Below are 12,207 nucleotides of genomic sequence, written 5' to 3' on the forward strand. Positions count from 1 at the left end.
CGCCCCACTCGCCCCGCCCCACCCTTGATGATCATGAAGTTGTTACCGCCCTTACCGGCGTGTCGTCGCAATAACTTCATGATCAACTGGGTGCGCGGGGTGGGGTGGGGCGGGGCCCGCGCCGGCCGCATGACGACCGTCACAGCCGGGCGCTGTCACGTCGGCGGGGGGTGAACCCGTCGTGCTCGCGTAGGAACCGCGACCGAGGGAGGCCGGAATGAGTCGGATCGACATGGCGACAGTGGTGCCGGAGGCGTACCAGGCGGTGCTCGGGCTGGAGAAGTACATCCGGGCGAACCTGGACCACACGGTGCTGGAGCTGGTGAAGCTGCGGGCGTCGATGCTCAACGGGTGCGCGTTCTGCGTGGACATGCACAGCCGGGACGCGCTCGCCGCGGGTGAGTCCAGCCGGCGGCTCTTCGCGGTGGCCGCGTGGCGGGAGGCGCCCTTCTTCGACGAGCGGGAGCGGACCGCGCTGGCGCTGACCGACGCGGTCACCCGGCTCGGCGAGCACGGCGTGCCGGACGAGGTCTGGGACGCCGCCGCCAAGGTGTGGTCGGAGAAGGAGTTGGCGGACCTGGTGGTCGCGATCGCCACAATCAACGTGTGGAACCGGATCGCGGTGACCAGCCGGACCCAGCCGCCGACCGAGGAGTGACCACCAGCGCGGCGGCGCAGGCGGCCGGTGCGCTCCAGGCGCACCGGCCGATGCTGCTCGGGCTGGCGTACCGGCTGCTGGGCAGCCTGCACGACGCCGAGGACGTGCTCCAGGAGGCGTACCTGCGCTGGCTCGGTGCCGACCGGGAGTCCGTGGCCGAGCCCCGCCGGTACCTGTCCCGGGTGGTGACCCGGCTGGCACTGGACCGGCTGCGGGCCCGTCAGGCCGCCCGGGAGACGTACGTCGGGCCGTGGCTGCCCGAACCGGTGCCGACAGCGCCGTCGCCGTTCGGCCCGCTGGACAGCGTCGAGCTGCGGGACTCCCTCTCCGCGGCGCTGCTGCACCTGCTGGAACGGCTCACCCCGCCGGAGCGCGCGGTCTACGTCCTGCACACCGCCTTCGCCCTGCCGTACGCGGAGATTGCCGAAATCCTGGACCGCTCGGTGGCGGACTGCCGGCAGCTGCACCACCGCGCGGCGGCCCGGATCATCGACGACCGCCGCCGCTTCACCGCGGGCCCAGCCGAGCAGCGGCGGCTGCTGGACGCCTTCCTCGCCGCCGCCCGCGACGGCGACCTGGACGGGCTGACGAAGCTGGTGGCGGCGGACGCGACCGCCTGGACCGACGGCGGCGGAGCGGTCAGCGCGGCGCTTAACCCGGTCCACGGCGCGGACCGGATCGCCCGCTTCTTCGCCGGGATCTACGGCCGGCGGCCCACCGTCGAGTGGGCCTCCCTCGAACTCAACGGCGGGCCGGCGCTGCTGCTCCGCTGGCCGAGCGGGGTCCGCTACACGCTGACGGTCGCCGCCGCGCACGGCCGGATCACCAACCTCTACCTGGTCGGCAACCCGGCGAAGCTGTCGGCGCTGAGCGGCTGACGGCACGGAACGGCCCCGCCCCCCGGGCCGGGGACGGGGCCGTCGCGAAGCGTCTTCAGCCCAGGTGGGGGAACCAGAGGGCGAGCTCGCGCTTGGCGCTGTCGACGGAGTCGGAGGCGTGCACCAGGTTCTCCCGGTTGGACAGGGAGAGATCGCCCCGGATGGTGCCCGCCGCGGCCTTGCGACCGTCGGTGCTGCCGAGCATGCCGCGGACCACCTCGATCACCTGGTCGCCGGAGAGCACCAGGGCGACCAGCGGGCCGCCGGTCATGAACGCCTTCAGCGGCGGGTAGAACGGCTTGTCGACGTGCTCGGCGTAGTGCTGGTCGGCGAAGTCGCCGTCCATCGTCCGGGTCTCCATCGCGTCGATCAGCAGACCCTTCCGCTCGAAGCGGGAGATGATCTCGCCCACCAGGCCGCGGCGGACCGCGTCGGGCTTGATCAGTACGAGCGTGCGCTCATCCGGGCTGCTGCTGGACACGCTGGGTTCCTCCTGTGCGCGGAAGCCGGTCGGGCTGGGTACGGTCAGCGTACCGACCCGGTCTCGGCACCGGCTCGGCGGCTGCTCTTTCCCCCGGTCGCCGATCCCGCCTAGCCTGGTTCTCAACCCCGGGAGGTCCACTGTGCCGAATGGCGGGAGCCGACCCATCGCGCCGGTACGCAAACTGATCGCCGCCGTGCTGGGCACCGTGGCCACCTTTGTGGTCCTGTTCGGGCTGGGGATGACGAGCTGGGCGATCGTGGCGCTCGGCGTCGCGCTGCTGGTGCTGGCGATCGCGCTGGCCACTGTGCGCGCCGGCGGGCGCACCTGGGTGTTCGGCGTGGGGCACGTGCACAGCGCCTCCGAGCCGCCCACGCAGTACGCCTTCGGCCGCTGCGAGCTGCAGCTGGTGATCGACGCGCCCGGGCTGCCGCCCCGGTCCAAGAAGATCATCGAGCCCCGGGTGCCGGTCGCCAAGTGGCCGTCGCTGGGTCAGCGGCTGCCGATCCGGGTCGCCCTGGACGACCAGCGCCACGTCCGTGTCCTGTGGGAGGAGGTGCCCACCCACGCCGAGACCGACGCCGCGACCGCCGACCTGCCACCCGAGTACGCGGGCCCCGACCCGGTGGACGAGGTGCTGATCACGCAGGAGCCGCCGCCGTGGGCGGATCGCGCCCCGGAGGACGACTTCCCGCCCGCGCCGGAGCCGCCCTTCGACGACGTGACCGGGCTGACCGAGGAGCGCGAGCCGGTGGTGGTGCGCCAGCAACCCGGCGGCCCGAAGGTGCTCGAGGGCACCTTCGTCGAGCAGTCAGAGGCCCCCCCGTTGCCCCGCCGGGCCACCCCATCCCCGCGCCCACCGGCGGAGGAGCGGTTCGACCCGACGGTGCCGGTCGACCCGATCGACGTGCCGCTGGACGACCGCGCGCCGGCGACGCCCCCGACCGCGGAGGAGCTGGACGAGGCTATCTTCGGGTACGCGGGCGGCGACGCCACCGCGGCGCCCACCCCGATCAGCGGCGTCGGCATCACCCTGCTCGTCACGGACCTGGCCAGGTCGCTGGAGTTCTACCGGACCCTGGGCTTCGACGAGGTCGACCGCGGCCGCGGCAACGCCGTCCTCGCCTCGGGGTCCACCCGGCTGGTCCTGCGCGAGGTCACCGAGGCGGCCCCGATGAGCCGCCGGCTGGTGCACGTCAACCTCGAGGTCGACGACATCCAGGCCGCGTACGAGCGGCTGCGCGGCTCGGGCGTCCGCTTCACGTACGCCCCGCGCGTGGTCAACCGGGGCGCCAAGCTGGAGGTGTGGGCGGCGGCGTTCCGGGACCCGGACGGCCACGGCATCGCCCTCACCCAGTGGCGCACCCTCGCCGACGCCTGACGGGGCCCCTTCACAACGCCTGGCGTTAGCAGGGGACCCTTCCTGACCGCCGCAGCGGGCTCAGCCGAGGATGACCCGGCGGACGTGCAGGGCGTACGCCCAGACCAGGGCGAACATGACGCCCAACACCAGCAGCGACCAGTGCAGCAGCCCGGAAAGCATCAGCAGCCCCTGCAGGACGGTGCCCGCGTGCCAGGCCCACGGCCGCCCCATCCGGCCGGCCAGCACCACGCAGGCCACGGCCAGCGCCACGATCGCCCCGATGGCGGCGCCGCTGAGGTCCCCGCCGATCACCCGGATCGGCTGGATGGCGAGCAGCAGCACCAGCGCCTCCAGGGCCAGCGTCCCCGCGCCGAGGCCCCGGACCGCCTTCTCCGGGTTGCGCAACCCCGACCGCCGCTCCGCCGGCGCCGGCTCACCGCCGGGCACCGCTGCCGACTCCCGTCCCTCGGCGGGCCGGCCCTCCTGACCCGCGCCGCCCGGGCGCTCCTCCACCGGGCCGGTCATCGCTTCAGCAGCCGGCGAGCGTCGGCCACGGTGACGACCGAGCCGGTGATCAGGACACCGACACCGGCCAACTCGCCGGGCACGTCGGACTCGGCCTCGGCAACGGCCGCCTCGATCGCGTCCGGCATCTCCTCGGCGACCTGCACCCGCTCCGGCCCGAACACCTCCCGGGCCAGCGCGGCCAGCTCGTCGGCCGGCATCGCCCGGGGCGAGCTGTTGGCGGTGACCACCAGCGAGTCGAGCACCGGCTCCAGCAGCTCCAGCAGGCTGGCCGCGTCCTTGTCGCCGAGCACGGCGAGCACCCCGACCAGCTTGCTGAACGCGAACTCCTCCTGCAGCGCGTTGACCGTGGCGGCCATCCCGTGCGGGTTGTGCGCGCCGTCGAGCAGGATCGTCGGGGCGGTGCGTACCTTCTCCAGCCGGCCGGGCGAGGTGGCCGCGGCGAACCCCTCCCGGACCGCCTCGATGTCGAGCTGCCGCTTCGCGCCGGCACCGAGGAACGCCTCGACGGCGGCGAGCGCCACGGCGGCGTTCTGTGCCTGGTGTGCGCCGTGCAGGGGGATGAACACGTCGTCGTACACGCCGCCGAGGCCCTGGATGGTCAGCACCTGGCCGCCGACCGCGACCGCCCGGCGGAGCACGCCGAACTCCGAGCCCTCCCGAGCGATGGTGGCGCCGACCTCGGCGCAGCGCTCCAGGATCGGCCGGGCGGCCTCCTCCTCCTGCGCGGCCGCGATCACCGTGGCGCCCTTGTGGATGATGCCCGCCTTGTGCAGCGCGATGTCCTCGAGCGTGTCGCCCAGCCATTCGGTGTGGTCCAGCCCGATCGGGGTGAGCACCGCCACCCCGGCCTGGATCACGTTGGTCGAGTCCTCGGCGCCGCCGAGGCCGACCTCGACCACCGCGACGTCGACCGGCGCGTCGGCGAAGGTGGCGAAGGCCAGCGCGGTGGTCATGTCGAAGTAGGTCAGCGGCTCGGCCGACTGCCGGTCGACCAGCTCGGCCAGCGGCGCCACTTCGCGGTACGTGGCGACGAAGCGCTCCTCGCTGACCGGCTCCCCGTCCAGGCTGATCCGCTCCCGGACGGTCTCCAGGTGCGGGCTGGTGTAACGCCCCGTGTGCAGCCCGAACGCCCGCAGCAGCGAGTCGATCATCCGGGCGGTCGAGGTCTTGCCGTTGGTCCCGGTCAGGTGGATCGACGGGTACGCCCGCTGCGGGCTGCCGAGCAGATCGAGCAGGGACTCGATCCGGTCCAGCTCGAAGTGCATGCGGGTGAAGCCCCGCCCGGCCAGCTCGGCGTCGACGGCGGCGAATTCACTGCGGTCGGTCACGAGGGCAGCGCCTCCAGAGCCGCGTCGATCCGAACCAGGTCCGCCTCGGCCACGGCCAGCCGCTCGCGGATCTTGGCGACCACCGGCTCGGGAGCCTTGCCGACGAACGCCGGATTGTCGAGCTTCGCCCGGGCCTGGGCGGCCTCCTTCTCGGCGGCCGCGCGGTCCTTGGTCAGCCGGGCCCGCTCGGCGGCCACGTCGATCGAGCCGCGGGTGTCCAGCGCGACGCTGACCTCGCCCGGCATGGCCAAAGTGGCGCTGGCCTGGAAGTCGTCGCCGGGGGCGTCGAGCCGGACCAGCGACCGGATCAGCGGCTCGTGCGCGGCGATGCCGGCCACGGTGAGCCCCTCCAGCCGGGCGGCGACCCGCTGGGTCGGGCGCAGGCCCTGGTCGGAGCGGAACCGGCGGATCTCGGTCACCACCCGCTGCAGGGTGCCGATCTCGCTCTCGGCGGCGTCGTCGACCCGGGTCCGGTCGGCGACCGGCCACGCGGCCGTCATCACCGTCTCGCCGCCGGTGAGCGCGGTCCACAGCTCGTCGGTGACGAACGGGATCACCGGGTGGAGCAGCCGGAGCAGCTGGTCCAGCACGTGCCCGAGCACCCGACGGGTGGCCTCGGCCGCCGGCCCACCCGCGGCGAGCACCGGCTTGCTCAGCTCCACGTACCAGTCGCAGACGTCGTCCCAGGCGAAGTGGTACAGCAGGTCGCACACCTTCGCGAACTCGTACGCCTCGAACTGCTCGTCCACCTCGGCGGCGACGTGCGCCAGGCGGGAGAGGATCCACCGGTCGACGGTCGAGAGCGTCCCGGCCTCCGGCAGCGGGCCGTCGGTGTGCGCGCCGTTCAACAGCGCGAAGCGGGTGGCGTTCCAGAGCTTGTTGCAGAAGTTGCGGGAGCCCTGGCACCACTCCTCGCTGACCGGCACGTCCTGCCCGGGGTTGGCGCCCCGGGCGAGGGTGAACCGGGTGGCGTCGGCGCCGAACCGGTCGATCCAGTCCAGCGGGTCGACGACGTTGCCGAACGACTTGGACATCTTCTTGCCGTGCTCGTCCCGGACCATGCCGTGCAGGGCCACCACGTCGAACGGCTGCCGGCCGTCCATCGCGTACAGGCCGAACATCATCATCCGGGCGACCCAGAAGAAGAGGATGTCGTAGCCGGTGACCAGCACGCTGGTCGGGTAGAACTTCGCCAGGTCGGGGGTCTGCTCCGGCCAGCCGAGCGTGGAGAACGGCCACAGCCCGCTGGAGAACCAGGTGTCGAGGACGTCCTCGTCCTGGCGCCAGCCCTCGCCGCTCGGCGGCTGCTCGTCCGGGCCGACGCAGACGATCTCGCCCTCCGGGCCGTACCAGACCGGGATGCGGTGGCCCCACCAGAGCTGCCGGGAGATGCACCAGTCGTGCATGTTGTCGACCCAGGCGAAGTAGCGCTTCGCGAGCTCGGCGGGTTCGATCCGGACCCGGCCGTCGCGGACCGCGTCACCGGCCGCCTTGGCCAGCGGGGCGGTGTTGACGAACCACTGCAGCGACAGCCGCGGCTCGACGGTGGTCTTGCACCGCGAGCAGTGCCCCACCGCGTGCACGTACGGCCGCTTCTTGGCCACGATCAGGCCCTGCTCGCGCAGCGCCGCGACGATCGCCGGCCGGGCCTCGTACCGGTCCAGGCCCTCGAACGGGCCGGGCGCGGTGATGATGCCCCGCTCGTCCATGATCGTCAGCGCCGGCAGGTCGTGCCGCTGGCCGATCTCGAAGTCGTTCGGGTCGTGCGCCGGAGTCACCTTGACCATGCCGGTGCCGAAGCTCGGGTCGACGTGCTCGTCGGCGACGATCGGGATCCGCCGGTCGGTGAGCGGCAGGGCGACCTCCGTGCCGATCAGATGCCGGTACCGCTCGTCGTCCGGGTGCACCGCCACCGCGGTGTCGCCGAGCATCGTCTCGGCGCGGGTGGTCGCGACCACCACGTCGTCGCTGTAGCGGATCGAGATGAGCTCACCCTCGTCGTCGGTGTGCTCCACCTCGATGTCCGACAGCGCGGTCAGGCAGCGCGGGCACCAGTTGATGATCCGGTTCGCCCGGTAGATCAACCCGTCGTCGAAGAGCTTCTTGAACATGGTCTGGACGGCCCGGGACAGGCCCTCGTCCATGGTGAAGCGCTCCCGGTCCCAGTCGACCGCGTCGCCGAGGCGACGCATCTGGCCGAGGATCGCGCCACCCGACTCGGCCTTCCACTGCCAGACGCGCTCGACGAACTTCTCCCGACCGAGGTCGTGCCGGGACAGGCCCTCGCCGGCGAGCTGCCGCTCCACCAGGTTCTGGGTGGCGATGCCGGCATGGTCCATGCCGGGCAGCCAGAGCGCCTCGAACCCCTGCATCCGCTTGCGCCGGGTGAGGGCGTCCATCAGCGTGTGCTCGAACGCGTGGCCCATGTGCAGCGATCCGGTCACGTTCGGCGGCGGGATCACGATGGTGAAGGGGGGCTTGTCGCTCTCCGCCGACGCCCGGAAGTGGCCGGCGGCTACCCACTGCTCATACCGGCGCTGCTCTACCTCGCCGGGCTGGTACTGGCCGGCAAGGGTCGGGGCGTCGGGGCGTCGGGCATCCAGTCTCTCGGTCACCTGAGAAAGTCTACGGAGCGCTTCCGCGGACCTGGCGTGCGCCACCCGTTGTTCGCGTACGGTGACGGCTATGTCCGATGCACATCTCACCGAGCGCCCGCTCGATGATGGGCCCGAGCCGGTCGACCTGACCGACGAGCCGATCCAGCTGAGCCGCCGGGACCCGGGGCACGACCCCGAGCTGAAGCGGAGTTCCCGGCGCCGAAAGGTGGTGCTGGCCGTCGCGCTGGTCGCCGGGCTGGCGGGTCTCGGGGTGCTCGGCACCAGCGGCTGGCGGGTGCTCCAGCAGAAGGACACCCAGCTGACCAGCCCGGAGAAGGTGGCCGGGCTGACCCGCGACGACAGCGAGCGGGCCCGCAGCACCGCCGACTACCTCCGCAGCGGCCTCGCGGCCGACATCGACCTGGACCGCAGCTTCGGCACGGTCTACAGCGATCCTGCGGACGCCAAGCGGGCAGTGCTGGTCTTCGGCGGCACGACCCTGCTCTGGCAGCCGGAACGGGATCTGGACAGCCTCTTCGGCCTGATGGACGACGAGACCGGCAAGGTGACGGGACTGCGTGAGGTGGACGCCGGCCGCCTGGGCGGCGTGATGAAGTGCGGCACCACCAGCGGCGACGGTGGCGATTTCGCCGTCTGCGGCTGGGCCGACCACGGCAGCGCGGTGATGGGCATCTTCCCCGGCCGTTCCGTCGACGATTCCGCGACCCTGTTCCGCCAGCTCCGCGAGGGCATCCAGACCCGCTGACCACCGCCCACCGCCGAGGGGGCTCGCCGGCTCAGGCGGCCCCCATCGCCGGCACGCTTCCTTCTCGGCCGAACCATGGCGGAAACGCAGTCAGGGCCACCCCGAAGGGTGGCCCTGACTGGAAGTTTGTCCGGCGGTGTCCTACTCTCCCACACCCTCCCGAGTGCAGTACCATCGGCGCTGGAGGGCTTAGCTTCCGGGTTCGGAATGTTTCCGGGCGTTTCCCCTCCGCCATGACCGCCGTAACTCTATCGACATGTCAAACAACACCAACCACTTGGGTGTGTTGTTCGTTTGTCGGGAGTTGCACAGTGGACGCGTAGCACTTTGTTGTCAAGTCCTCGGCCTATTAGTACCGGTCAACTGAACCCGTTACCGGGCTTACATTTCCGGCCTATCAACCCAGTCGTCTAGCTGGGGGCCTTACCCACCCGAAGGTGGTGGGATACCTCATCTTGAAGCGAGCTTCCCGCTTAGATGCTTTCAGCGGTTATCCCTTCCGAACGTAGCTAACCAGCCGTGCCCCTGGCGGGACAACTGGCACACCAGAGGTTCGTCCGTCCCGGTCCTCTCGTACTAGGGACAGCCCTTCTCAAGTATCCTACGCGCGCGGCGGATAGGGACCGAACTGTCTCACGACGTTCTAAACCCAGCTCGCGTACCGCTTTAATGGGCGAACAGCCCAACCCTTGGGACCTGCTACAGCCCCAGGATGCGACGAGCCGACATCGAGGTGCCAAACCATCCCGTCGATATGGACTCTTGGGGAAGATCAGCCTGTTATCCCCGGGGTACCTTTTATCCGTTGAGCGACACCGCTTCCACATGCCAGTGCCGGATCACTAGTCCCGACTTTCGTCCCTGCTCGACCTGTCAGTCTCACAGTCAAGCTCCCTTGTGCACTTGCACTCAACACCTGATTGCCAACCAGGCTGAGGGAACCTTTGGGCGCCTCCGTTACCCTTTAGGAGGCAACCGCCCCAGTTAAACTACCCACCAGACACTGTCCCTGAACCGGATAACGGTCCGAAGTTAGATACCCAAATCAACCAGAGTGGTATTTCAAGATTGCCTCCACCCATACTGGCGTATGGGCTTCACCGGCTCCCACCTATCCTACACAAGCTAATTCAGATACCAATGTCAAGCTATAGTAAAGGTCCCGGGGTCTTTCCGTCCTGCCGCGCGTAACGAGCATCTTTACTCGTAGTGCAATTTCGCCGGGCCTGTGGTTGAGACAGTGGGGAAGTCGTTACGCCATTCGTGCAGGTCGGAACTTACCCGACAAGGAATTTCGCTACCTTAGGATGGTTATAGTTACCACCGCCGTTTACTGGCGCTTAAGTTCTCCGCTTCGCCGTTACCAGCTAACAGGTCCCCTTAACGTTCCAGCACCGGGCAGGCGTCAGTCCATATACATCGAATTACTTCTTCGCATGGACCTGTGTTTTTAGTAAACAGTCGCTTCCCCCTGCTCTCTGCGGCCATACAACGCTCCACCCGCGCGGGGCTTCACGTCTCCGGCCCCCCTTCTCCCTAAGTTACGGGGGCAATTTGCCGAGTTCCTTAACCACAGTTCGCCCGATCGCCTCGGTATTCTCTACCTGACCACCTGTGTCGGTTTGGGGTACGGGCCGCTAAGAACTCGCTAGAGGCTTTTCTCGGCAGCATAGGATCACTGACTTCACCTGAATCGGCTCGGCATCACGTCTCAGCCTGTTGCACCACGGATTTGCCTATGGTGCGGCCTACACGCTTACCCCGGCACAACCACCGGCCGGGCTCAGCTACCTTCCTGCGTCACCCCATCGCTTGACTACTACCCGCCGGGGTCCCACGCTCCCCAGCTTTGACCCGAAGGTCGCCGCCGGCTTGGGTGGTTAGCACAACGAGGTTCGTCAGGGTCGCTCTTTCGCGGGTACGGGAATATCAACCCGTTGTCCATCGACTACGCCTCTCGGCCTCGCCTTAGGTCCCGACTTACCCAGGGCGGATTAGCCTGGCCCTGGAACCCTTGGTCATCCGGCGGAAGGGTTTCTCACCCTTCTTTCGCTACTCATGCCTGCATTCTCACTCGTGCCGCGTCCACAACTAGGTCACCCCGTTGCTTCACCCACGGCACGACGCTCCCCTACCCACCCACACACCTGCACAAGAAATCACGTTCTTGCGAAGTTACAGTGTGAGTGCCACAGCTTCGGCGGTGTACTTGAGCCCCGCTACATTGTCGGCGCGGAACCACTTGACCAGTGAGCTATTACGCACTCTTTAAAGGGTGGCTGCTTCTAAGCCAACCTCCTGGTTGTCTATGCGACCCCACATCCTTTTCCACTTAGCACACGCTTAGGGGCCTTAGCTGGTGATCTGGGCTGTTTCCCTCTCGACTACGAAGCTTATCCCCCGCAGTCTCACTGCCGCGCTCTCACTTACCGGCATTCGGAGTTTGGCTGATTTCGGTAAGCTTGTGGGCCCCCTAGACCATCCAGTGCTCTACCTCCGGCAAGAAACACGCGACGCTGCACCTAAATGCATTTCGGGGAGAACCAGCTATCACGGAGTTTGATTGGCCTTTCACCCCTAACCACAGGTCATCCCCCAACTTTTCAACGTTGGTGGGTTCGGCCCTCCACGCGGTCTTACCCGCGCTTCAGCCTGCCCATGGCTAGATCACTCCGCTTCGGGTCTAGGACACGCGACTGAATCGCCCTATTCAGACTCGCTTTCGCTACGGCTCCCCCACACGGGTTAACCTCGCCACATGCCACTAACTCGCAGGCTCATTCTTCAAAAGGCACGCCGTCACCCCGCAAGGCTCCGACGGATTGTAGGCGAACGGTTTCAGGTACTATTTCACTCCCCTCCCGGGGTACTTTTCACCATTCCCTCACGGTACTCGTCCGCTATCGGTCACCAGGAAGTATTTAGGCTTACCAGGTGGTCCTGGCAGATTCACGGCAGATTTCAGGAGTCCGCCGCTACTCGGGAACACCCACAGGAGATCAGCAACTTTCACCTACCGGACTCTCACCGTCTACGGTCAGCCTTTCCAGACTGTTCGACTAGCCACTGACTTTGTAACTCCTCCAACAGTTGTCAGCCTGTTGAGCAGGGTCCCACAACCCCGACCACGCAACCCCTGACAGGTATCACACGCGGCCGGTTTAGCCTCCATCCGCTTTCGCTCGCCACTACTCACGGAATCACTCTTTGTTTTCTCTTCCTACGGGTACTGAGATGTTTCACTTCCCCGCGTTCCCTCCACGTACCCTATGTGTTCAGGTACGGGTGACACCACATGACTGGTGCCGGGTTCCCCCATTCGGACACCCTGGGATCACAGCTCGGTTGACAGCTCCCCCAGGCCTATCGCGGCCTCCCACGTCCTTCATCGGCTCCTGGTGCCAAGGCATCCACCGTTCGCCCTTGACAACTTGACCACAAAGATGCTCGCGTCCACTGTGCAATTCTCAACAAACGACCAACCCACAACCCGATCCGTGTAACACCAGACCCGACCACCGCCGGCGGTATGCCACACCAGGCCATGCCTGGCAGCCCGACGAGCAATCCCGCTCGCCTACGGCTCTGAAAGACAACCCACGGTTGTT

8 protein-coding genes and 2 rRNA genes are annotated in these 12,207 nt (G+C 68.3%); 4 read left to right on the forward strand and 6 right to left on the reverse strand.

The window, feature by feature from the left end; translation table 11 throughout:
• Positions 1 to 217: 217 nt before the first annotated feature.
• Together GA0070624_RS31320 and sigJ are read left to right on the forward strand one after the other, a co-directional pair.
• Complete coding sequence (locus GA0070624_RS31320; protein WP_091346931.1) at positions 218 to 658, forward strand: carboxymuconolactone decarboxylase family protein; 441 nt, start codon at positions 218 to 220, stop codon at positions 656 to 658.
• Positions 607 to 1,536 carry an RNA polymerase sigma factor SigJ gene (gene sigJ, locus GA0070624_RS31325; protein WP_245719080.1) on the forward strand — a complete coding sequence of 310 codons (930 nt, stop codon included), beginning with the start codon at positions 607 to 609 and terminating at the stop codon, positions 1,534 to 1,536. The genes GA0070624_RS31320 and sigJ overlap by 52 nt, the downstream gene beginning before the upstream one ends.
• Positions 1,537 to 1,591: 55 nt before the next feature.
• Here the strand turns inward: sigJ and ndk are convergent, their stop codons facing one another.
• On the reverse strand, positions 1,592 to 2,017 hold the full coding sequence (gene ndk / locus GA0070624_RS31330) for a nucleoside-diphosphate kinase (RefSeq protein WP_091346933.1): 426 nt from the start codon (positions 2,015 to 2,017) through the stop codon (positions 1,592 to 1,594).
• 142 nt (positions 2,018 to 2,159) lie between these two features.
• On the opposite strand from ndk, the gene GA0070624_RS31335 reads away from it, so the two are divergent.
• A complete protein-coding gene (locus tag GA0070624_RS31335; protein WP_091346935.1) occupies positions 2,160 to 3,398 on the forward strand; it encodes a glyoxalase/bleomycin resistance/dioxygenase family protein in 1,239 nt (412 codons plus the stop codon).
• A gap of 60 nt (positions 3,399 to 3,458) precedes the next feature.
• Here GA0070624_RS31335 and GA0070624_RS31340 read toward each other — a convergent pair whose 3' ends face one another.
• From GA0070624_RS31340 to GA0070624_RS31350, 3 genes are read right to left on the reverse strand one after another with little or no spacing between them, the layout of a single operon-like run.
• Positions 3,459 to 3,905, reverse strand: a complete 447-nt coding sequence (locus GA0070624_RS31340; RefSeq protein ID WP_245719081.1) for a DUF4233 domain-containing protein — start codon at positions 3,903 to 3,905, stop codon at positions 3,459 to 3,461.
• On the reverse strand, positions 3,902 to 5,173 hold the full coding sequence (locus GA0070624_RS31345) for a bifunctional folylpolyglutamate synthase/dihydrofolate synthase (protein WP_425413567.1): 1,272 nt from the start codon (positions 5,171 to 5,173) through the stop codon (positions 3,902 to 3,904). The genes GA0070624_RS31340 and GA0070624_RS31345 overlap by 4 nt, the downstream gene beginning before the upstream one ends.
• A 59-nt stretch (positions 5,174 to 5,232) precedes the next feature.
• Positions 5,233 to 7,851 carry a valine--tRNA ligase gene (locus tag GA0070624_RS31350; protein WP_091346939.1) on the reverse strand — a complete coding sequence of 873 codons (2,619 nt, stop codon included), beginning with the start codon at positions 7,849 to 7,851 and terminating at the stop codon, positions 5,233 to 5,235.
• 70 nt (positions 7,852 to 7,921) lie between these two features.
• Here GA0070624_RS31350 and GA0070624_RS31355 point away from each other — a divergent pair, with 70 nt between their 5' ends.
• Positions 7,922 to 8,599, forward strand: a complete 678-nt coding sequence (locus GA0070624_RS31355) for a hypothetical protein (RefSeq protein WP_091346941.1) — start codon at positions 7,922 to 7,924, stop codon at positions 8,597 to 8,599.
• A gap of 128 nt (positions 8,600 to 8,727) precedes the next feature.
• On the opposite strand, the gene rrf is transcribed toward GA0070624_RS31355, so the two are convergent.
• Positions 8,728 to 8,844 (reverse strand): 5S ribosomal RNA (gene rrf, locus GA0070624_RS31360).
• An 84-nt stretch (positions 8,845 to 8,928) separates the two neighbouring features.
• Positions 8,929 to 12,036: ribosomal RNA gene (locus GA0070624_RS31365) — 23S ribosomal RNA — on the reverse strand.
• Positions 12,037 to 12,207: the final 171 nt, after the last annotated feature.

The sequence above is a fragment of the Micromonospora rhizosphaerae genome (assembly GCF_900091465.1).
Taxonomy (GTDB): Bacteria; Actinomycetota; Actinomycetes; order Mycobacteriales; family Micromonosporaceae; genus Micromonospora; species Micromonospora rhizosphaerae.